This window comes from Microbacterium sp. MYb64 (assembly GCF_002979495.1).
GTDB classification, from domain to species: Bacteria; Actinomycetota; Actinomycetes; order Actinomycetales; family Microbacteriaceae; genus Microbacterium; species Microbacterium azadirachtae_A.
On record NZ_PCOW01000008.1, the window covers coordinates 41,559 to 63,227 of the forward strand.

19 protein-coding genes are annotated in these 21,669 nt (G+C 70.5%); 9 read left to right on the forward strand and 10 right to left on the reverse strand.

Features of this window, described 5'->3' with window-relative positions:
* Window positions 1-344: 344 nt before the first annotated feature.
* Window positions 345-986, forward strand: a complete 642-nt coding sequence (locus CQ044_RS09270; protein WP_105688208.1) for a LysE family translocator — start codon at window positions 345-347, stop codon at window positions 984-986.
* Between the two features lie 32 nt (window positions 987-1,018).
* Here CQ044_RS09270 and CQ044_RS09275 read toward each other — a convergent pair whose 3' ends face one another.
* Entirely contained in the window at window positions 1,019-1,546 is a 528-nt protein-coding gene (locus CQ044_RS09275; RefSeq protein ID WP_105688209.1) for a hypothetical protein, read from the reverse strand.
* A 168-nt stretch (window positions 1,547-1,714) separates the two neighbouring features.
* On the opposite strand from CQ044_RS09275, the gene CQ044_RS09280 reads away from it, so the two are divergent.
* Window positions 1,715-2,419, forward strand: coding sequence for a response regulator transcription factor (locus CQ044_RS09280; RefSeq protein ID WP_105688210.1), 705 nt, complete (start codon window positions 1,715-1,717; stop codon window positions 2,417-2,419).
* A 137-nt stretch (window positions 2,420-2,556) separates the two neighbouring features.
* Window positions 2,557-2,862, forward strand: a complete 306-nt coding sequence (locus CQ044_RS09285) for a hypothetical protein (protein ID WP_045272790.1) — start codon at window positions 2,557-2,559, stop codon at window positions 2,860-2,862.
* A gap of 51 nt (window positions 2,863-2,913) precedes the next feature.
* Here CQ044_RS09285 and CQ044_RS09290 read toward each other — a convergent pair whose 3' ends face one another.
* Together CQ044_RS09290 and CQ044_RS09295 are read right to left on the reverse strand one after the other, a co-directional pair.
* The gene (locus CQ044_RS09290; protein ID WP_105688211.1) at window positions 2,914-3,639 is read right to left on the reverse strand and encodes a GntR family transcriptional regulator; all 726 of its coding nucleotides are present in this window, start codon (window positions 3,637-3,639) and stop codon (window positions 2,914-2,916) included.
* 31 nt (window positions 3,640-3,670) lie between these two features.
* On the reverse strand, window positions 3,671-5,113 hold the full coding sequence (locus CQ044_RS09295; RefSeq protein WP_105688212.1) for an MFS transporter: 1,443 nt from the start codon (window positions 5,111-5,113) through the stop codon (window positions 3,671-3,673).
* A gap of 149 nt (window positions 5,114-5,262) precedes the next feature.
* On the opposite strand from CQ044_RS09295, the gene CQ044_RS09300 reads away from it, so the two are divergent.
* The 6 genes from CQ044_RS09300 to hrpB all read left to right on the forward strand — a co-directional run bounded on the left by CQ044_RS09300 (window position 5,263) and on the right by hrpB (window position 14,101).
* Window positions 5,263-6,732 (forward strand): sulfatase, encoded by a 1,470-nt coding sequence (locus CQ044_RS09300; protein ID WP_105688213.1) that lies wholly within the window; start codon window positions 5,263-5,265, stop codon window positions 6,730-6,732.
* A 46-nt stretch (window positions 6,733-6,778) separates the two neighbouring features.
* Window positions 6,779-7,588, forward strand: coding sequence for a PfkB family carbohydrate kinase (locus CQ044_RS09305; RefSeq protein WP_181158257.1), 810 nt, complete (start codon window positions 6,779-6,781; stop codon window positions 7,586-7,588).
* A gap of 249 nt (window positions 7,589-7,837) precedes the next feature.
* A complete protein-coding gene (locus CQ044_RS09315) occupies window positions 7,838-8,266 on the forward strand; it encodes a MarR family winged helix-turn-helix transcriptional regulator (RefSeq protein WP_045272775.1) in 429 nt (142 codons plus the stop codon).
* A gap of 107 nt (window positions 8,267-8,373) precedes the next feature.
* The gene (locus CQ044_RS09320; RefSeq protein ID WP_105688214.1) at window positions 8,374-9,738 is read left to right on the forward strand and encodes an HNH endonuclease signature motif containing protein; all 1,365 of its coding nucleotides are present in this window, start codon (window positions 8,374-8,376) and stop codon (window positions 9,736-9,738) included.
* Between the two features lie 118 nt (window positions 9,739-9,856).
* On the forward strand, window positions 9,857-11,467 hold the full coding sequence (locus CQ044_RS09325) for a flotillin family protein (protein ID WP_105688215.1): 1,611 nt from the start codon (window positions 9,857-9,859) through the stop codon (window positions 11,465-11,467).
* Window positions 11,468-11,539: 72 nt separating this feature from the next.
* Window positions 11,540-14,101 carry an ATP-dependent helicase HrpB gene (gene hrpB / locus CQ044_RS09330; protein WP_105688216.1) on the forward strand — a complete coding sequence of 854 codons (2,562 nt, stop codon included), beginning with the start codon at window positions 11,540-11,542 and terminating at the stop codon, window positions 14,099-14,101.
* Window positions 14,102-14,114: 13 nt separating this feature from the next.
* On the opposite strand, the gene CQ044_RS09335 is transcribed toward hrpB, so the two are convergent.
* The 7 genes from CQ044_RS09335 to CQ044_RS09365 all read right to left on the reverse strand — a co-directional run bounded on the left by CQ044_RS09335 (window position 14,115) and on the right by CQ044_RS09365 (window position 21,598).
* Complete coding sequence (locus CQ044_RS09335; protein WP_045272771.1) at window positions 14,115-14,849, reverse strand: ABC transporter permease; 735 nt, start codon at window positions 14,847-14,849, stop codon at window positions 14,115-14,117.
* Window positions 14,846-15,619: an ABC transporter ATP-binding protein gene (locus tag CQ044_RS09340; protein ID WP_105688217.1), complete on the reverse strand. Its 774-nt coding sequence runs from the start codon at window positions 15,617-15,619 to the stop codon at window positions 14,846-14,848. Before CQ044_RS09340 ends, CQ044_RS09335 begins: the two co-directional genes overlap by 4 nt.
* A 58-nt stretch (window positions 15,620-15,677) precedes the next feature.
* Window positions 15,678-16,265 carry a TetR family transcriptional regulator gene (locus CQ044_RS09345; protein WP_105688218.1) on the reverse strand — a complete coding sequence of 196 codons (588 nt, stop codon included), beginning with the start codon at window positions 16,263-16,265 and terminating at the stop codon, window positions 15,678-15,680.
* A 42-nt stretch (window positions 16,266-16,307) separates the two neighbouring features.
* On the reverse strand, window positions 16,308-17,810 hold the full coding sequence (locus CQ044_RS09350) for an L-serine ammonia-lyase, iron-sulfur-dependent, subunit alpha (RefSeq protein ID WP_105688219.1): 1,503 nt from the start codon (window positions 17,808-17,810) through the stop codon (window positions 16,308-16,310).
* Entirely contained in the window at window positions 17,807-19,393 is a 1,587-nt protein-coding gene (locus CQ044_RS09355) for a cell wall metabolism sensor histidine kinase WalK (RefSeq protein WP_105688220.1), read from the reverse strand. Before CQ044_RS09355 ends, CQ044_RS09350 begins: the two co-directional genes overlap by 4 nt.
* Window positions 19,390-20,187, reverse strand: coding sequence for a response regulator transcription factor (locus CQ044_RS09360; RefSeq protein ID WP_105688305.1), 798 nt, complete (start codon window positions 20,185-20,187; stop codon window positions 19,390-19,392). The genes CQ044_RS09355 and CQ044_RS09360 overlap by 4 nt, the downstream gene beginning before the upstream one ends.
* Before the next feature lie 118 nt (window positions 20,188-20,305).
* Complete coding sequence (locus CQ044_RS09365) at window positions 20,306-21,598, reverse strand: MFS transporter (RefSeq protein WP_181158258.1); 1,293 nt, start codon at window positions 21,596-21,598, stop codon at window positions 20,306-20,308.
* Window positions 21,599-21,669 lie beyond the last annotated feature (71 nt).

Consider the following 21,669-nt stretch of genomic DNA (forward strand, 5'->3'; position numbering starts at 1 on the left):
TCGAAGGCTCGGATTGGGGCAGCTGCACGATCCGTGAACACCTGCACGATCGATCCACCGAATCCGTCGTGCATCCGTGCCGTGATCCTGCAGGCGTGCCGTGATCGTGCAGGCTGCCGTGATCGTGCAGGCGCCCCCTGCACCGCCGACGCGGAGTCCCGAGCCCCCTAATCCCGCGCTGACCCCGACACCCCCTTCCACATTCCGAGTCGTCCCCGTGAGCGCAGCCCAGAGCGTCCGCTCATGGGGACGACTCGGAAGTGGAGGGCGGCGGAGCCGCGGAGCGGCGTCACCCGGGGCGACCGGATCTGGCGCGCGAGCGGATCCGGGCATAGGTTCTTCTCGTGCCGCCCATGGAAGCCCTCGTCGCCTTCGCCCTCACGTCCCTGGTCCTGATCGCCGTCCCCGGGCCGAGCGTGCTGTTCGTCATCGGACGCTCGCTCGCGTGGGGTCGCAGCGCCGGGCTCTGGAGCGTGCTGGGCAACGAGCTCGGCAGCCTCGTCCCGATCGGGGCGGTGGCATTCGGGGTGGGCGCCATCGTCGCGCAGTCGGTGGCGCTCTTCACGGTCGTGAAGGTGCTCGGCGCGCTCTACCTCGCCTATCTCGGGATCCAGGCCATCCGCCACCGTCGCGACGGCATCGGAGAGGACTCCGAGACGAGCCCTCGACGGGTGTCCCCGTTCGTGGTGCTGCGGCAGGGATTCATCGTCGGCGCCACCAACCCCAAGACCATCGTCTTCTTCGTCGCGGCGCTCCCCCAGTTCGTGGACTTCCACGCCGGCGCCGTTCCCGTGCAGATGATGATCCTCGGCCTGGTCTTCACCATCATCGCGTTCGCGTGCGACGCGACCTGGGCGCTCATCGCCGGATCCGCACGGGACTGGTTCGCGAAGTCCCCGCGCCGGCTCGCCGCGGTCCGCGGCACCGGCGGCGGCATGATGATCGGCCTCGGCGGGGTGCTCCTGCTCGCGGACAACAAGGCCTGACGCGGAAGCCCCGGACCTGACCGCGGACCGCGTCAGCGCCGCAGCGCGGCGGGCCGGGGCAGGCCGAGGTCCTCGATGAGGTCGCCGAGAGCACGATCGAGTTCGGCGCCGGCCTGCGCGATCTTGTTGACGCCGAAGCCGCCGAGCGCGGCGCTGGGCACCTCGAAGCTCAGCGTCGTCCCCGGCGCCTTCGACGTGTGCATCTCGATGCGCAGCGGCGAGGAGAGCATCGTGCCCGGATCGTGGCGGAACAGCCGCGCGGCGATCCCGTGGTGGGCGATGAGCCACACCACGCTGCGGGCGTCGCTGCCCGCATGCTCCATGAGCGCGTCGGGCCGCGAGGTCCACACCCGGACGAACCCGCTCGGCGACTCCCACTGCAGTCCGCGCACGAACCCCGCCCAGTCGCCGCCGCGCAGTTCGGCCAGCGCCTGCGCGTCGGACAGCGCGGGGACCGCCTCCTCGAAGGCCGCGACCAGCGCGTCGAACTGCGCGTTCGTCTCCAGCCGGACCCGTCGTGCCCCATGCTCGAAGACGGTCTCGTCCGCGTCGTAGCTCACCGGATCATCCTCTCGCAGTGACGGGTGCCCCGGGCCGCTCGGCCTTTCACCCCTAGGGGTGAAGACAGTCACCCTGGCGACGGTTAGCGTGGGGTTCAGCGACAGTGGATCGACGGACGGTTCAGCCCGGCCGGGCGGATCACCGCAGCGGGAAGAAGGGCTGAACCAATGAGTGAGTCCGACGGCAACCGGCGAGCGAGGGAGGGCGGCGCGCAGCCCGCGCTGTTGCGCATCGCCCTGGTGAACGACTACGAGGTCGTCGTGCGCGGTCTCGCGTCGATGCTGCGCTCGTACCAGGACGTCGTCCAGGTCGTCGAGCTGGACCTGAACAAGCCCGTGAGCGAATCGGTCGAGATCGCTCTGTGCGACACCTTCGGATCCACCCTGGGAGACCGCGCCGACGTGCGGGACCTCGTCGCGAATCCGCGGGTCGACCGCGTGGTGGTCTACTCGTGGGCTCACGACGAGAGCTCGATCCGCGCCGCGATCGCGAACGGCGCCGACGGCTACGTGTACAAGGGCATCCCCGCCCGCCAACTGGTCACGGCGCTGCAGCAGATCCGCGCGGGCGGATCTCAGGTCTGGGTCGACACCCAGGGCCGGCCGCCGATCACCGCGGGCGACTGGCCGGGCCGCGAGGAGGGGCTCACCGTCCGCGAGTCGGAAGTGCTCGCGCTCATCACGCAGGGCCTGTCGAATGCGGAGGTCGCCGAGCGCACGCACCTCTCCATCAACTCGGTCAAGACCTACATCCGCTCCGGCTACCGCCGCATCGGCGTGACGTCCCGTACGGAAGCCGTGCTGTGGGGCGTGGAGCACGGATTCCGCCCCGACCGGCTGCGCGTGAGCGATCCCGAGATCCCGGCGGGCTGAGCCCGACGACACCATCCCCCACTGCGGGTCCGCATCCTCGATCCCCGTCGCGGATCGCGTTCCCCGCGTCCGATCTATTGCGCTTTCTTGGCACGGGTTCTCGTGGCGATACAGCACACCGAAGGAGAGAAGCCGACATGGGCGCCCTTTTCTATGGCAGTTCCGAACACCGGATAGACATCGACGATGTGGCTCTCGCCCATCTCAAGGTCGTGATCGCGACGAAGCTGCGTCGCAACGAGAGCTTCACCCTGTCCTGGCGCCACGACGAAGGGCAGCCGCGCGGCAGGTCGACGATCTGGCTGCACCCGTCCGTCCAACTGCGGTTCGAGTTCGACGAGCCAGAGCCGCCGTCCCTGGACCCCGCCCGCATCCAGACCTACGCGAACTCCGCGAACACCTCAGGCGGGATCCTCGTCCCGGACGAGCACATCCTCGGGTAGGGCGCGGGAGCAGGCAACCGGTTCCGACATCCGGACGAGTCGCCGACATCCTTACTTCGCGATGATCCGTCGCACGGAAAGGTCAACGATCCGCGTGTCGTAGCGGATGACGGTGAAGACGATCGGGACCGACATGGACGTGAACCCGGTCTGAGTGAACTGGACCAACGGAGTGTCGTCCATCTCCGCGGGGAGCCCAGGCACTCCGCACACCGCGTCGATCCGCCCCTCCATCCGATGCAGAGAGTCGGACAGCTGCTCTCGGAGGATGGTGATCATGTCGCGCGACACGTCCGACAGCGAGGAGAGGTCGACGGAGCGTCCGTCGACCTCTCTGAGGCACCAGTCGAGCACCTGAACCGCGGGCACCCCGTCGACGCTGTAGACCCGTTCGACGGCCCACACCGGCTGGTTCCCTCCGCGGAGCGCGGTAGCTGCATCATCCGGCGCATCGACGGCACTGATCGAGAACTTCTCGATGCCGGCGACATGGCCCGATGCGGCGATGATCTCCGGAACCGGCACGATCTCGCTGCTGAGGTTGAAGACGGTGCGGTCCGGCGGCGCCAAGACGATCGTGCCGACCCCCCAGCGGCGCTCGACGAGCCCGTCATTCACGAGGAGCGCGACCGCCTCCCGGATGGTGTTGCGGCTGAGTCCCACCGCGGCGGCGAGGTCGACTTCGGCAGGCAGCCGATCCCCTGGCTTGTACTCGCGCTCGATGAGTTCGCGCAGCTCGCTCGCCGCCTGCGCCCGCAGAGTTCTCAGCCGTTCCACGTCATACCTCCTTCCGGGAGCGTAGCGAAGGCTACGCGACGCGCTGTTCCGCCTCTCCGGCCGGGACCTGCTCGTCTACGATCCCGACGCCGCGCTTCGGGATGAGCAACGCGAACAGCGACCCGGCCACCACGAGTCCGGCACAGATCCACAATGCGAGCACGTAGCCGCCGTGCGTCGGCGCGCCGTTCATCTGCGACGAGGTGATCGCTCCGCCGGTGATCGCGACACCGAGCGAAGCACCGATTCCGAATGCGGCCGTGTTGAAGCCCGTCAGCGCGCCCGGCTCGTCCTTCGACGCCAGCAGCACACCCAGACCGTCGAGAGCAGTGAGCACCATCCCCGTGTAGAAGGCGCCCAGGACCAGGGTCATGAGGAACGCGATCATCGGGCTGTGGCTGGCCGCCGCGAGGACGATCATGGCCACGACGGTGACGGCAAGTCCTCCGAGCAGGATGCTGCGCCATCCGATACGTGGCGCAACGGATCCGGCGATCGGCGCGAAGGCGAAGCCGACCAACGACACCGGCATGACGTAGAGAAGCGCGGACTCCGTCGCGGTCATGCCGAACCCCGCGCCCGCGTTCTGCGCGAGAAGCGGCAGCACGAATCCGGTCGCCCCGAAGGCGCCGGCGAGGATGAGGACATTGGCGCTGAGCAGAGGCCACGCGTTGCGCGAACGCAACTCCGAAGGGCGCATCAGAGGCGACGCCGCGCGCCGCTCCGCGAACGGGAACGCCACCAGGAGCACCACACCGACGAGCAGCACCAGCAGCGTCGGCGCGCTCAGCCAGCCCCACTTCCCGCCCTGGGACAGAGCGAGCGAGATCCCGGTCAGGCCGCCCGCGATCAGTGCGGAACCCGCCCAGTCGATGCGCTGCGGTTTCGACGTCACTTTCTCCGGCACAGCGAAACGGCACACGACCAACGCGACGAGCGTGAATGCCAGCATCGTCCAGAACACCGCCCTGTATCCGAGGTGATCGACGATGATCCCCGAGAGCACTGCCTCTCCACCACCCAGACCTGCCTTGACGGCGGCGATGACGGCGAGCGCCCGACTGAACGTCTTGAGCTCCAGTACGTCGTGCAGGATCAGGAAGGCGAAAGCGAACACTGCGCCACACAGACCCGAGATGGTCCGCCCGGCCAGATAGAAACCGATGTTCGGGGCGGTCGCGGCGATCAGGTTTCCGACCACCAGCGCGGCCAGGCTGAACATCAGCGCTCGCCGACGCCCCGTCCAGTCGCTGATCCGCGTCACGATGATCGCCGAGATCGCTCCGACGATGAGGAACAGCGTCTGTGCGAGCCCTACCGTCGCCGTATCACTGCCGAGTTCCTTGATGATCAGCGGATTCGCCGGAGCGATCATCGTGTTGTTGAGCTGGTAGCTCCCCACTGCGAGGAGGAGGGCTGCGACCAGCCAAGCGATCTTCGCGCGAGAGGTGATCCTCGCTTCTCTTTCGTCCACGTCTTGCTCCTTTACAAGAGATTGGACCTCTGGTCCTTTCGGGTTAGACGTCAGGTATCTCACATTCAGACGGAACTTGTCAACGTTGAGGGGAAGCTTGTCCACCAGAGGTCCAACCTTTAGTATCGGTCCGACGATAGGAGCAGGCAGTGTCGCAACCGAACATCGTGGTCTTCCTCAGTGACGATCATGCCCAGTGGGCCGCGGGGACCTATGGGAACTCCGAGATCCAGACCCCGTCCATCGATCATCTGGCGCGTACCGGCGTGCAGTTCGAGAACGCCTTCACCAACTCGCCCGTCTGCTCGCCGGCCAGAGCCTCTTTCTTCACAGGTCGGATCCCCTCGCAGCACGGCGTGCACGACTACATCGGAAACGCTGACCCGACGGTGCCCACGGATTGGCTCGCAGAGGAGATCTTCCTCCCCCAGCTCCTTCAGGCGTGCGGCTACACGACGGGGCTGAGCGGCAAATGGCATCTCGGATCCGACGAGCCCCGGCCTCGCGGATTCGACTTCTGGTACAGCCGCAATGCCGCGGTATCGGAGGCCGACGGCTACGAGACCCCCTGGTCACCTCGCCCTGACGGCGAGCTGGCGTACGACCACCACGCCATCACCACCCACGCGCTGGAGTTCCTCGAGAACCGCCCGAAGGAACGCCCGTTCTTCCTCGTCGTCGGGCACCTCGCAACCCACAGCCCATGGCACGGCGGGCTGGAGCGCCTCGTCTCCCGCTACCGGAACTGCACCTTCGCGGACATCCCCGAGGACATCACCTACCCGTTCGGGCGTCTGCGTTCAGAATCCCTGTATTCGAGCAGAAACGACCCGCGCGAGGCGCTCTCCCAGTACTACGGGGCTGTCACGGAGATCGACGAGCAGGTGGGGCGCATCGTCGATGCCCTGGAATCCCTCACGGTTCGCGACGATACCGTCGTGATCTATACCTCCGATCACGGGCTGAACACCGGCCATCACGGGATCTGGGGGAAGGGCAATGGCACACTCCCCTACAACGTGGTCGACGAGTCGATCCGCATCCCGCTCATCGTCAACTACCCGTCCGGTGCACTCGGCGGTCAGCGCCGCCAGGAAGCCGTGACCCACGTCGACACGTTCCAGACGATCCTCGAGCTCGCCGGCGCCCCGAGTCCGACCCCGCGCACGAGTACCAAGCCCTACCCCGGGAAGAGCTTCGCAGGCGCCCTGAAGTCGGAGCCGTCACCCGAACCCCGCGATGCCGTCTTCGTCGAGTATGGCAACCTGCGCAGCATACGAACGCCTGCCCACAAGCTCGTCAAGCGCTTCCCCACCGGGCCCGACGAACTGTTCGATCTCATCGCCGATCCGCGCGAGACCCGGAACGTCATCGACGCCCCGGCCTTCCGCCCCGTCCTCGCCGAGCTCGGTGCCCGCCTGGACGCGTACTTCACCCGTTACGAGGAGCTTCCCCGTCGCGGGACCGACGTTCTGTCCCAACCGCGTCACAATGCGGATGAGGCCTGGCGCGACACGAGCGCCCCGCGCCTCGAGGAAAGCGCGGACTGGCTCGAACGACTCGAGGCACGGGCCAGAGCCCGGCGAGCCGAGAAGCAGCGGCGAGAGGGAGAACGATGACCGCGGCTCGCCCATTCATCGCCGTTGCGACACAGAGGGGATCCGAGTGAGCGGCCACGTCGTCGTCATCGGCTCGATCAATCTCGATGTCATCGCCTCGGTCGCCAGACTGCCCCTGCCAGGGGAGACCGCACTCGCGCAGAAGGTCGAAGTCCTCCCGGGAGGCAAGGGAGCGAACCAGGCCCTCGGCGCAGCGCGCGCCGGCGCACAGGTCACGCTGATCTCCGCTGTGGGCGAGGACGGAGAACAGTACCTGCGCCACCTCGATGATCGTGGCGTGAACGTGCAGCACGTGATGCGCGTCCCGCTCGCCACCGGCCGCGCCAACATCACGGTGGACGACGAAGGCGAGAACTCGATCGTCGTCGCCGCCGGCGCGAACGCCGAACTCACGGCGCACTGGATCCACTGCTGCCAGGACATCATCCGCAGTGCCGACATCGTCCTGCTGCAGCAGGAGATTCCCACCGCAGCCGTGAGAGCAGCCCTGACGCTGGCCGCGGACGCGCGGGTTCCCGCCATTCTGAACGTTTCCCCGATCGACGCCGCGTCGCAGGAGCTCGGAGAACTCGCTGAGGTCGTCGTCGTCAACGAACACGAGGACCGCTTGATGAAGATACGGGACGCGGTCGTCACTCTCGGTGCCGCCGGAGCCCGATGGGGCGACGTGGTCGTCCGCCCCATGACCGCGACGACGCCGATGGATACGACAGGCGCCGGCGATGCGTTCGCCGGCGCACTCGCTGCTGCCCTCGCGATCGGCATGTCTCGAGCTCAGGCGCTTGCCGTGGCCGTCGAATCCGGCACCAATGCCACCCAGTGGGCCGGTGCCCAACCGGCCGGATTCGAACCCTGAGGAGACGTGGGGAACCACGATCCGGTGTCCGAGAAGGACTTTATGAATCCGCCCAGACCGTGACCTGATCGTTGCATTCGTTACCCCGCCGTTATACAGTGATCGCACGGTGAAAGTTTTGCTGTGGCTCTCACCGCATGTGATTGCAGGACACTCTTGGTGCAAAGGGACAAAGGCCGGTCGGAAGCCTCTCCGACCGGCCTTTACTGCGCGAAGCCTCATGTCCGTCCGGGCGGATATTCTGATGCGATGAGCGATCGGAAGCTGGCCCTGACAGCCTGGGAGACCCTCTTCCGCGCCCAGCACGAGATCTTCACCGAGATGTCGACCGACTTCGACGGCGCCGACCTCTCGGCCGCGGAGTACGACGTGCTGCTCACCGTCACCCGCTGCGCGTCGCACACCGCGCGCCTGCGCGAGGTCACGGCGAACATGCTGATCAGCCAGCCCAGCGTCTCGCGCCTCGTCGACCGCATGGTCGCGCGCGGACTGCTCGAGAAGTGCCCGGATCCGGAGGACGGACGCGGATCCCTCGTGCATGCGACCGAGGCCGGGACGCGCGCGTTCCGCCAGCTCGCCACCGCGCACGGTCGCTCGATCGCCGAGCGCATGTCGGCGCTGGACGACGAGGAGCTGCGCACTCTGACGACCCTGACAGAGAAGCTCCGGGCCCGGTGATGCGCCGGGGACGTGATCCCGTCCTCCACAGGCATCGCCTCGGAAAAGTTCTTCACAGATCTCGTAGATAGCTTCGAATGTCTTGTGATCCCGCGTAAAATCAAGGCATGACCGGACATCTCGACCCACTGCACGAGGCGCTGACGCGTCTCGATGAGGTGTGGAGCGGCGCGCGCGAAGCGGGTGACCTCTCCCGCACACAGCTCATGGCCGTGACGGAGGCGCTCGGCCTGCTGCATCGCCGGTCCGGGGCGATGCTCGCCGAGGTCGCCGCGTGCGTGGCGCACGAGTCCCGCACCGAGCTGGGCGCGGACTCGCTGGCGAAGGAGCAGGGGTTCCGCAACGCCGCACAGCTCATCGCGACCACGACCGGCGCGACCACGGGTGACGCGTCCAGGCTGGTCAAGGTCGGCGAGGCCACGGCGCCCCGCACGAACCTGGTCGGCGACCGCGTGCCGGCGAAGTACCCGGCCGCGCAGCAGGCGCTCGCCTCCGGCACGCTGAGCGCACAGGCCTTCGCCGTGATCCTCGCCCTGCTCGAGCGCGTGCGCGTCAAGATCGGCGCGGCGCAGACCGCAGAGGCGGAGCGACTCCTCGTGGACAAGGCCGCCGGGCTGTCGCACGACGATGTGCGGCGGCTGGTCACCCGGGCCGAGGCGTGGCTGGATCCCGACGGGGTCGCCCCGCGGGAGCAGGAGCAGCGCGACCGCCAGTCGCTGTCTATCTACGAGCGCGACGGGCGGATCCACCTCGACGGCGACTTCGACGCCGCTCACGGGGCGCCCATCGTCGCCGCGGTGAACGGGTACGTGTCGGCGCTCTTCGCCGCGCGGAAGGAACGGCTCGCCCCGGACTCTCCCGATGCGGATCACCGCTCGGTCGCGGCGCTGCGTGCCGAGGCGCTCAGCACGATCTGCGCGCACGCCCTCGGCTGCGAGAACGAGGCGCCCGCGCTGGCCGGCGCGACCGTGGTGGTCCGGGTCGACCTGAAGGACCTCACCGACGGCACCGGATACGCGACCATCGACGGATCAGACCTCCCCCTCAGCATCGCCGCCACCCGGCAGCTCGCCGCGAGCGGCGGCGTCATCCCGTGCGTGCTCGGTACCGACCGCGAGGTCCTCGACTACGGCCGCCGTCTGAGCCGGTTGCTGAGCCTGTCGAAGTACACCACCGCGCAGCGTCTCGCCCTCGCCGAACGCGACGGCGGCTGCGCGATGTGCGGACTCCCGCCGTCCATGACCAGGGCCCATCACATCCGCTGGTGGAAACGCGATGCGGGGCCGACCGACCTGGAGAACGGGATCCTGCTCTGCGAGAGCTGTCACCATCGCATCCACGACAACGACTGGGAGATCCGGATCGAGGGCAAGGGGCGACACAGCAGGGTGTGGTTCATCCCGCCGCCACACGTCGATCCCGCGCGCAGTCCCCGTCTCGGTGGCAGAGCCCGGTTCGACCTCGCCGCTTGAGGACGGCGGGCCGGTCAGTCCGGAGACTCATCCACATCCCTCACGGCCGGTTCATAGGTTCTGGCATAGTCGTTCGTGACGCCCTCATCGGGCGCGACCGGAGAACACAGGAGTGCATATGGACCCCGCCGCCCTCATCGGGTTGCTCATCATCATCGGGGCCGCGATCGTCGGCGTCGTCATCATCCTGCTCGTCGTGCTGCTGCTCGCGCGCAGCTGGATCAAGGTCGCCCGCGCCGATGAGGCGCTCGTGATCTCGGGTCGCAAGCAGAAGGTGCAGCGCGCGACCCTCCTGCCGGACGGGACGACGAGCTCCGAGATGTCCGAGTCTCCGGTCACGGTCATCGTGAACGGCAAGTCGCTCGTCAACCCGATCACGCAGCGCCACGAGATCATCTCCCTGCGCTCGCGCCAGGTGCTGCTGAACGCCGAGGCGCAGTCGCTCGACAGCGTCACGCTGAACGTCGACGGGGTCGCGATCGTGAAGATCGGATCCGATCCGCTCTTCGTGCGCCGCGCCGCCGAGCGGTTCGCCTCGCAGGACAAGGCCATCGAGCAGTTCACCACCGAACAGCTCGAGGGTGCGCTCCGTGGCATCGTCGCGACCCTCTCGGTCGTCGAGCTCATGCGGGAGCGCAAGAAGTTCTCCGACCAGATCGCCGCCGACGTCTCGCAGGAGCTCGCCGAGCAGGGCCTGATCCTCGACTCGTTCCAGATCAAGGGCATCACCGACAAGGTCGGCTACATCCAGTCGCTCGGCGCCCCGGAGATCCAGGCGAAGCGTCAGGCCGCCGAGATCGCCCAGACCAACGCCGACCGCGCGATCAACCAGAAGCTCATCTCCAACCAGGAGGCGAACCTCGTCGAGCAGACCGCGCTCGACACCAACACCGCGAACGCCGCCGCGGGCGTCGGACGCGCCCGCGCCGAAGCCGAGCAGGCGGAGCAGCTCGCCCGCGCGCAGGCCGAGCAGGCGGTGCTCCAGCAGCAGGCCGAGAACAAGCAGGCCCAGCTCGACGCCGACGTCAAGCGCGTCGCCGACGCTCAGCGCTACGAGGCGGAGACCCGCGCCCAGGCCGAGCTCTACACGCGCGAGCGCGCCGCCGAGGCCGCCGCGATCGAGCAGGTCAAGCAGGCCGAGGCGTCCACCCGCATCGCCGAGCAGCAGGCGCAGTCCGACAAGGCCCGCGCCGACGGTGAGGCGGCCGCCGCGGTCGCGACGGCCACGGGTGAGGCCACCTCGCTGCGCGCCCAGGCCGACGCACAGGCAGCGGCTCGCCGCGTGCGCGCCACGGCGGAGGCCGACGCGATCCGCGCCGAGGGCGAGGCGAAGGCCGCGGCCGTCGAGGCCGAGGCGAAGGCCATCGCGTCGAACCAGGAGGCATTCCTCTCGCAGCGCGTGCTCGAGGTGCTGCCGTCGATCATGGCCGAGTTCGCCAAGGGCTACTCCGCGATCGGCAGCGTGTCTATCATCGGCGGATCCGGCGAGGACGGCGCCTCGAGCGTCGTCGGCGGAGACAGCGCCAAGGCGCTGCGCAGCGTGTTCGACAGCGTGCACGCCGCGACCGGGCTCGACCTGGCCGGCATCCTGCAGGGGCAGGCCGTCGGCCGCGGCTTCGGCGCGGGCCTCGCCCAGTCCGAAACCCGCCAGCCGGCCGCGCACGCGACCGCACCCGCGACCCGCGCCGCCGCGAAGAAGGCCGACGAGACCGACGAAGCCGCGGAGTAACCCCTCACGACGGACGGCGCTCGGATCCTTCGGGGTCCGGGCGCCGCCCGCGTTTCGCGGCAGACTGGACGGATGACCTCCGCGCCCTTCGACCTCCGTGCGATCGGCGCCTCGCTGTCCTTCGCGGCGGCTCTCGACGAGGTCGCCGCAGCACTCGACGCCGGAACCGCGGCCGTCATCAGCGCGCCGCCCGGCACCGGCAAGACCACGCTGGTCCCTCCCCTGCTCGCCTCCCGCACCCCGGGCCGCGTGATCGTCACCCAGCCGCGCCGTGTCGCAGCCCGCGCGGCCGCACGGCGGCTCGCGCAGCTCGACGGATCCCCGCTCGGAACCAGGGTCGGCTTCACCGTCCGCGGCGAGCGCTCCGTGGGCCGCGACACGCGCGTCGAGTTCGTGACCGCGGGCGTGCTGCTGCGCCGGATGCTCGCAGATCCCAGCCTCGACGGCGTGGACGCCGTCGTCATCGACGAGGTGCACGAGCGCGCCCTCGAGACGGACCTCCTGATCGGCCTGCTCGGCGAGGTACGCGAACTGCGCGACGACCTCGTGGTCGTCGCGATGTCGGCCACGCTCGACGCCGCCCGGATCGCCTCCGTGATCGGCAGCGCTGACGCGCCGGCCCCGGTCGTCGAGCACACGGTCCCCGCGCATCCGCTCACCGAGCGCTGGGCCCCGAGCCCGGTCCCGCGGCTGGACGAACGCGGCGTCACCCGGGGTTTCCTCGACCACGTGGCGCGCACGGCAGCGGACGCGGCTCGGGACCTGGTCCGCCAAGACCCCTCGGCCGACATGTTGGTCTTCGCACCGGGCGCCCGCGAGGTCGCCGAGATCGCGCGTCGCATCCGCGACAGCGGTCCGGCATTCGACGTCCGCGAACTGCATGGACAGATCCCGGCGGCCGAGCAGGACGCGGTGATCCGCGGCCGACGCCCTGCCGAGGCGCCGCGGATCATCGTCACCACGTCGCTCGCCGAGTCGTCGCTCACCGTGCCTGGCGTGCGCCTCGTGGTCGACAGCGGCCTGTCCCGGTTCCCGCAGCGCGACTCAGCGCGCGGCATGAGCGGGCTCGTGACGGCCGCGGCCGCCCGCTCCTCCGCCGTGCAGCGTGCCGGCCGCGCCACCCGGCAGGGGCCTGGCACGGTGATCCGCTGCCTCGACGAGCGGACCTTCGCGGCGGCACCGGCCCGGCCCGCCCCCGAGATCGCCACCGCCGACCTCGCCGATGCGGCGCTGCTGCTGGCGTGCTGGGGCGCCCCCGGCGGGACGGGGCTGCGACTGATCGATCCGCTCCCCGCCGAAGCCCTCGCCGAGGCGCAGTCCGTGCTGCACGACCTCGGCGCCACGGACGCCGACGGCCGCGCCACGGACGAGGGCCGCGCCCTGGCCCGGGTCCCGGTCGACCCGCGCCTCGCCCGGGCCCTGATCGAAGGAAGCGGACTCGTGGGCGCCCGGTTGGCCGCGGAGGTCGTCGCGCTGCTCGGCGGCGACCTGCGCACGCCCGATGCGGATGTCGCCGCCGCGATCGTCGCCCTCCGAGGCGGCCGGGGTCCTGATGCCCGCCGCTGGGCGCAGGAGGCGGAGCGACTCCGGCGTTTCATCCCGCCACTGGGGTCCGCGACCCCCGCGACGGGGGTCGACGATGCAGGGCTGGTGATCGCCCTCGCCTTCCCCGCACGGGTGGCCCGGCGGGTCGAACGCACCGCGGACGGAGCCACATTCCTGCTGGCGTCGGGGACCCGCGCCGGCGTGCGCGGCTCGCTCGCGAACGTCGAATGGCTGGCCGTCGCCGACGTCGCACGGGCCTCAGGACGGGTGGCGGACGGATCAGGAGCCGTGATCCGCACCGCTGCCGCGATCACCGAGGCACAGGTGGAGCGGGCCGCCGACCACCTCATCACGGACCGCGTGGAGGCGGAGTTCGCCGGCTCCCGCGTCACCGCCCGGCGCGAGCGCAGGGTCGGCGCGATCGTGCGCTCCTCCGCACCGGTCCGGCCGGGCGCCGAGGAGGGCCGCGACGCGGTGCGACGCGCCCTGCACGCGCAGGGACTCGAGGTGTTCGCCTGGTCGGAGTCCGCGGATCAGCTGCGCCGCAGGCTCGCGCTGCTGAATCGCGCGCTCGGATCCCCCTGGCCCGACATGTCGGACACCGCCCTGACCGCGGCGCTCGACGACTGGCTCGGCCCCGAGATCGACGCGCTCGCGACCGGGACTCCCACGACGAGGATCGACCTCGCCCCGGCGCTGCGCCGGCTGCTGCCCTGGCCCGCCGCGACTGAGTTCGAGACGCTCGCGCCCGAGCGCCTCGAGGTGCCGAGCGGCTCACGCGTCCGGATCCAGTACCCGGCGCACGACGATCCCACCGCGCGACCGGTGGTGGCGGTGAAGCTGCAGGAGTGCTTCGGCTGGGCCGAGACCCCGCGCCTGGCCGGAGGGCGCGTGCCCGTGCTGTTCCACCTGCTCTCCCCGGCCGGACGTCCGCTCGCCGTCACCGACGATCTGGCCTCGTTCTGGTCGGGACCCTACGCCCAGGTGCGAGCCGAGATGCGCGGCCGCTATCCGAAGCACCCCTGGCCGGAGGACCCGTGGCAGGCCGCACCGACCAGGCACACCAAGAACCGCGCCGCACGCGACTAGGACATGTACGCGACTAGGACGTGCGCCGGCGCAGTGTGAGCGGCGCGAGCACGAGGAACGCCACGGCGAAGCCCGCCACGATCAATACCGGACGCCACAGGTCCCAGTCGCCGGTGCCTGCGGTCACCGCCTGGATCGCGTCGATCGCATGGCTCAGCGGCAGCCAGTCGGAGATCGTGTAGAGCACGTCGGGCATCTTGTCCCGCGGCATGAACAGTCCGCCCAGGATGATCTGCGGGAACACCAGCACCGGCATGAACTGCACGGCCTGGAACTCGGTCTGCGCGAACGCGCTCGCGAGGAGTCCGAGCGAGGTGCCCAGCAGCGCATCCACGACCGCGACGAGCCCGAGCTGCCAGAGCGGACCGTCCACGGTGAGCCCGCACACGTACACGGCGAACGCGACGGTGACCACGGCCTGCAGCACCGCCATCAGACCGAACGCCAGCGCATAGCCGAGCACGAAGTCGGCCTTGCCGAGCGGGGTGGTCATGAGCCGCTCGAGCGTGCCGGACCGCCGCTCGCGCAGCGTCGTGATCGAACTCACCAGGAACATCACGATGAACGGGAAGAGCCCGAGGATCGCTCCGCCGAACGTGTCGAACACGCCCTTCGTGTCCGTGAACAACCAGGCGAAGAGCCCGACCAGCAGGCTCGGCGCGACCACCATGAGCGCGATCGAGCGCGGGTCGTGCCGCAACTGGGTGAGCACCCGACCCGCGGTCGCGAACATCCGACGCGGGTTCATGATGCCGCCGCCTCTCGCTGCTCCCGGCGCGTCTGCGGATGGGCGCCGGTCTCCGAAGCCTCGTCGCGGGCGATGAGCACGAGGAACGCCTGCTCGGGATCGGTCTTGCCCGTGTCCGCCAGCAGCTCGGCCGGCGTCGTGTCGGACACGATCCGCCCCTCGCGCATCAGCAGGAGCCGGTCGCAGCGCAGCGCCTCGTCCATCACGTGACTCGAGACGAGCATCGTCGTGCCGGCCTCCGCGATCCGGCGGAACAGGTCCCACAGCTCCGACCGCAGCACCGGATCCAGTCCCACGGTCGGCTCGTCGAGCACCACGAGCTCTGGCGCGCCCAGCAGCGCGACGCCGAGCGACACCCGGTTCGCCTGCCCGCCGCTGAGCGCGGAGACCCGCTGCCCGGCGAACGGCGTCAGCCCGACCTGCTCCATGACGCGGTCGGCGTCGGCATGACTGACCCCGAGCACCGCCGCGAAGTAGCGCAGGTTCTGCCGCACGGTGAGATCGGAGTACACGGCGGCGCCCTGCGTGCCGTACGCGACGCGATGGCGCAGGGCGGCGGATCCGGCCTTCTCGCCGAGCACCGTGACCTCGCCGGAGCGGATCCGCTGCACGCCCACGATCGCGCGCATGAGCGTGGTCTTGCCGCAGCCGGAGGGTCCGAGCAGCCCCGTCACCTCACCCCGCGGGATCGTCAGCGCGAGGCCGTCGAACACGTCGTGCCGGCCGCGCCGCACGTGCAGCCCGTCGATCACCACCGCGTTATTCATCATGTGATGAATTATGGATCCGCGGGGGTCGGGGGTCAAGGGTTCGGGATCCCCGAAGCTCCTACTCGAACAGGTAGCGCTGGATCGTCGGGCCGACGCGCGCGACGAGCTCGTCGACCGGCGCATCCGCGATGGGCTGCAGCCGCGCCACGTACCGGGTCACGATCAGCCCGGCGATCTGCGATGCGACGAGAGTGGCGCGCAGAGCCGCGTCCGGCGTCTCGAGACGCGTCGTGATCCGCCCGATCAGCTCGCGGGACAGGAAGCCCACGAGCGGCGGCGACATGACCTTGGATCCGAGCGCGACACGGATCATCGTCACTCCGCGCCGCCGCACGTCGGGGCGCTCGAACGCCTCGAGCACGTAGCGCACCACGCGCTCGCCGACCTCGGCGCGGGGTCCCTCCAGGATCGTCGGGACGTCGACGTCCGGCCGCAGCGGGATGCCGATCACCTCTGCGAACAGGTCGGCCTTGGCGCCGAAGTAGTGGTGCACGAGCGCGGAATCGACACCCGCGCGCGCCGCGATCGCCCGGATCGTGGCGCCGTCGTAGCCGTTCTCGCCGAACTCGTGCTCCGCGGCGACGACGATCCGCTCCCGGGATCCGGACTCCCCTCTGGGGCGCCCGCGGCGACGCGTCGTGCTCATCTGCTCACCCTACGACGGGTGCCGGCAGCGCGCGCCCCGAGCTCAGCACTCGATGACGTTCACCGCGAGACCGCCCTCGCTCGTCTCCTTGTACTTCGTCGACATGTCCAGACCCGTCTGCCGCATGGTCTCGACGACCGCGTCGAGCGAGACGTAGTGCTGGCCGTCGCCGCGCAGGGCGAGCCGGGCCGCGGTCACGGCCGTGGAGGCGGCGATCGCGTTGCGCTCGATGCACGGGATCTGCACGAGACCGCCGATCGGGTCGCAGGTGAGCCCGAGGTGGTGCTCCATGGCGATCTCCGCGGCGTTCTCGATCTGACGGTTCGTGCCGCCCATGACCGCGGTGAGCCCGCCCGCGGCCATCGCGCACGCGGATCCGACCTCGGCCTGGCAGCCGCCCTCGGCGCCCGAGATCGACGCGTTCGCCTTGAACAGGGATCCGAGCGCGGTCGCGGTGAGCAGGAACCGGCGGATGCCGCGCCGGCGGTTGGCCTCGGCGACGGTGTCCGGGTCCTCGATCGCTCCGACCGCGACGAGCGACGCCTCGGCGCCGAACCCCATCAGCGCGCTGCCGACCAGCTCGCCGTACGGGGTGACGGCGTTGCCCGCGCCGAGACCGGAGTCGGCGAGGAAGCGCCACCAGTACATCGCCACGGCCGGCAGGATCCCGGCGGCGCCGTTCGTGGGGGCGGTGACCACGCGCCCGCCCGCGGCGTTCTCCTCGTTCACGGCGAGTGCGAACGCGCCCAGCCATTCGCCGGGGACGGCGGGGTGCCCGTCGGATTCGACCTCGTCCAGCTGCTCGCGGATCGCGCCGGCGCGGCGCTTGACCTTGAGGATGCCGGGCAGCGTGCCCTCGGCGTGCAGGCCGGCGTCGACGCACGCGGCCATCGCGTTCCAGATCGCGTCGAGCCCGGCCGCGACGTCCTCCTCGCTGCGCAGCGCGGTCTCGTTGCGCCGGGCGAGCTCGGCGATCGTCAGCCCGTTCTCGTCGCACAGCTCGAGCAGGGAGGCCGCGTCCCGGTAGGCGAACGGGAAGGCGGCCTTGTCCAGCGACCGGCCGGATTCCTCGCCGTCGCGGCGGATGAACCCGCCGCCGATCGAGTAGTAGGTCTCCTGCGCGAGGTGGATCCCGTCGGCGTCGAGCGCACGCAGGGTCATCGCGTTGGGGTGGCCGGGCAGGCGCGTGCGCGGCTCGAACGTGATGTCGTCCTTCTCGAAGACCACCTCGTGCGTGCCGTTCAGTGCGAGCGAGGATCCGTCGGTCCAGTCCGCCCAGGCGCGGCGCACGTCGGCGGGATCGCAGGCCTCGGGGGTGAGGCCGCGCAGCCCCGCGACGACCGCATCGGGCGTGCCGTGGCCGAGGCCGGTCGCGCCGAGGGATCCGTAGAGCGAGCAGGTGACGCGCGCCACCTTCGCGAGCGCGCCGTTCGCGGCGAGCCGCGCGGCGAAGTCGACGCCGGCGCGCATCGGGCCCACGGTATGGGAGCTCGAAGGTCCTACACCGATGGAGAACAGATCGAAGGCCGAGACGTACGCAGTCACCCCTCCAGCGTAATCCGCCGCGAGGCGTCCGGATCCGTGTCCGGCCCCGCGATCGGCAGCGTCACCACGAAAGTGGTGCCGGTTCCCCGCCCCAGCGTGATCGTGCCGCCGTGCGCCTCGACCACCGCGCGGGCGATCGCCATGCCGAGGCCGGTGCCGCCGCCCTCGCGGGAGCGCGAGGTCTCGCCGCGGGCGAAGCGCTCGAACACGGTGTCCCGGACGGCTTCGGGAAGGCCCGGGCCGTCGTCCGAGACGGTGAGGCGCACGGACCCTTCGGCAGACTCGGGGACCGCCCCTTCGCCGGTGCGCACTTCGTCCAGCCGCACGCGCACGGTCGTCCCCTCCGGCGTATGCACGCGCGCGTTGCCGAGCAGGTTGTCCACCACGCGGCGCAGATCCCCGGCATCGCCGCGGACGAGAGCGGCATCCTCGCCGAGCTCCAGGATCCAGACGTGATCGGGCCCGGCGAGACGCGCGGCGAGCACGGCCTCGGCGAGCAGCAGCCGCAGATCGACCTCGTCCTGCGCGAGTGCGGGCAGCGCGTCGAGGCGTGCGAGCAGGAGCAGCTGATCGATGAGTGCGCCCATCCGCACCCCCTCGACGTCGATGAGCGCGGCGTTGCCGCGGATCTCGGGCTCCTCCGCGTCCGCACGATCGGAGAGCTGCGCGTAGGCGCGGATCGTGGCGAGCGGGGTGCGCAGCTCGTGGCTGGCGTCGGCGACGAAGCGTCGCATGGTCGACTCGCTGGCCTCGCGCTGGGCGAGGGCACTCTCGACGTGGTCGAGCATGTCGTTCAGGGCCGTGCCGACCTGGCCGACCTCGGCGGTCGACGCGATGTCGCGCGCGTCGACCCGGCCGGCGAGCCGCACCTCGCCCCGGTCCAGCGGCACCGAGGTGACGGCCGCCGCGGTGTGCGCGACGCGGCGCAGCGGGCGCAGCGCCCGCCCCATCGCGACGGCGGCCGCCGCGATCGCGAGCACGATGCAGGCGAGGCCGACCAGCGCGACCACGAGCGTCAGCCGCCCGGTCACCGCCGTGACGGAATCGAGCGGCAGCGCCGTCACCACGCCCACTCCGCTGTGCGTGGTGCGCCCGGCGACGCGGTAGTCGCCGAGAGCACCGCCGAGGTCGAGGGTGACCGGCGCCGTGCGATCCGCGGATCCGGTGGGAAGACGCGCGGCGAGGAGCTTCTTCTGCGCGGCGGTGAGATCGTGCCGCACCCCGTCGGAGGCGATCCAGCCGCCGATCTCGAAGGTGCCGTCGCGGAAGATCGCGGTGATCGTGCCGGCGGACTGGCCTGGTGCCCCGACCACGTCGTTGCGGCTGGGCCGCGTGGGCGGCGTCGGAGCAGGAGTGGATCCTGGACCATTCGGCGAGGTCGTGCCCGGCGTGGATCCGGGTCCGCGCCCGCCGGCGATGTCCGCGCCGCGCGCCGCGGCGCCGTTCAGGCGCGCGTCGACCTGGCTCAGCATGTAGTCGTGCAGCGAGAGCACCGCGACCACGCCGACCACGATGCTCACCGCCGCGACGAGGGCCGAGGCGATGAGCACCACCTGCAGGCGCAGGCTGCGGGGACGCCTCATGCGCCTTGCTCGGGATCCGCGACCCGCAGCACATAGCCGACCAGCCGCACGGTCTCCAGGTTCAGCACCGCGGAGTCTGCGAGCTTGCGTCGCAGGCTCGACACGTACACCTCGACCAGATTCGACTCTGCACCGAAGTCGTAGCCCCAGACCGCCTCGAGGATCTGCGCCCGGCGCAGCACGCGCCCTGCGTTGTTGGCGAGCAGGAGCAGCAGCTCGAACTCGGTGGGGGTGAGCTCGAGCGGGGATCCGCCGAGCTCGGCCGTGGTCTCCGCCTTGTCCACCGCGAGGTCGCCGACCCGCAGCTGCGACTCGGCGGGTCGCGCGATCGCCGCGGCGGTGCGTGCCAGCACCCGCACCCTCGCCTGCAGCTCGGCGATCGCGAAGGGCTTCGTGAGGTAGTCGTCACCGCCCGCACGGAGACCCGCGATGCGGTCGTCGTGGCCGTCCAGGGCGGTGAGGAACAGCACCCTGATCTCGGGCCGGATCGCACGGATCCGCTCGAGGGTGTCGAGCCCGTCGATGTCCGGCATCATGATGTCGAGCACGACCACGTCGGGCTGGAACTCGCGCACGGCGATGAGGGCGCTGCGCCCGCGGTGCTCGACCCGCACCTCCCAGCCGTCGGCGCGGAGGGATCCGCCCACGGCCGCGGCGAGCGCCTGCTCGTCGTCGACCACGAGCGCCCGCGCCGCCGATCCGTCGGCCCGCACGATCGGGGGCAGACCGAGGGGCAGGGAGACCGCGGCGGAAGTCCCCGCCCCGTCGCCGTCCTTCGGCACCGCCTCCGCCATGTCCACCCTCCCCTGGGCCCGCTCTGCGCGCCCGGATCCATGGTCCGAGTCCCCCCGACGCAACTCCTGTGAGGCAGCTATGCGGCGGATGAGGATGCTCGATCGCCATGCACTCCGATCATGCCCCGTAGGCGACGGATCGGCGAGCGCGCCCGCGGAAGGTGTGGACGAGCACGACGGTGAGGGCGATGAGAGCGGGCGCACCGCCGGCGAGCAGGAAGGTGATCTCGCCGCCGAGCGCGTGCACCGCCCAGCCCGCGGCGAGCGCCCCCGCCGCCTGCATGCCGGTCATGCACACGACGTAGAGCGACACCACTCGCCCGCGGATCGCGCCGTTGGCCGAGAGCTGGGTGAGCGAGTCGTTGCCGATCATGAATGCGGTCCGCATCAGCATCGACGCGACCAGTCCGACCACGAACAGGCCGGCGAAGGGCGCGAGCCCGGAGCACGCCCAGACCAGCCCCGAGCCCGCGAGCAGCAGCGCGCTGTCGCGGAGGCGCAGCTGCCGCCGACGTGCCGCCAGCAGGCTGCCCAGCAGAGCGCCGACGGCCGACGCCGTCTGGAACAGGGTGTAGCCGAGCGTGCCGAGGCCATAGCGCTCGTTCGCGGACCAGGCCATGAGGATCGACGCCGTGAGCGCGAAGAACGCGAGCGATGAGATCAGCAGCAGGGCGGTGCGGATCTCCGGCTTGCGCCGCACGTAGCGGATGGCCTCGCGTATCTGCCCCCGCCGGGCGGCGACCTTGATCGCGGGGTGCAGCGCGGAGCGCCGGATCCCCAGCAGCATCACGATGCCCGCGAGCGGCCCGACGGGCGCCGCCACCAGCGCCCATCCGGATCCGATGATCGCGACGAGACCCGCCGTGAGCAGGGCGCCGAGGATCCCGGCGAGCTGCTGCACGGCGGCGTTCAGGCTCATCGCGTTGGGCAGCGCGCGGGTGCCGACGACCTGCACGAGCAGCACCGCGCGGGCCGGCGCCTCGAACGCCGCCGCGACGCCGAGCAAAAGCGAGGACGCGACGATCAGCGGCACGCCGGCCGTGCCGAGGATCGCCGGCACGCCGAGGCAGAGTGCCGCCAGCACCACGACGAGCTGGGTCAGAACGACCGTCCGCCGTGGTGCGAAGCGGTCGCTGAGCACGCCTCCCCACGGTCCGAGCACGATGGACGGCAGCAGCTGCGACGCGACGACCAGAGCGACGAGGCCGACATCGCCGGTGAGCTCGATCATCAGCGAATCCGTGGCCAGCCGCGCCAGCCATCCCGCTGCGGAGGTCGCCGCAAGGCCCGCGAAGTAGAGCCGGAAGTTCGCCTCCTGCAGCGCCGCGAAGGTCGCGCGGAAAGTCGGTCGAGTCGCGAGCACCGGCAGCGGCTCGGTGATCGGATGATCCACGGCCGACACGGAAGACATGACCTCAACGGTACGGAGGATCGCCCGATCACTCACGATAATGATGGACATAACTGTTATCGGATCTGTGA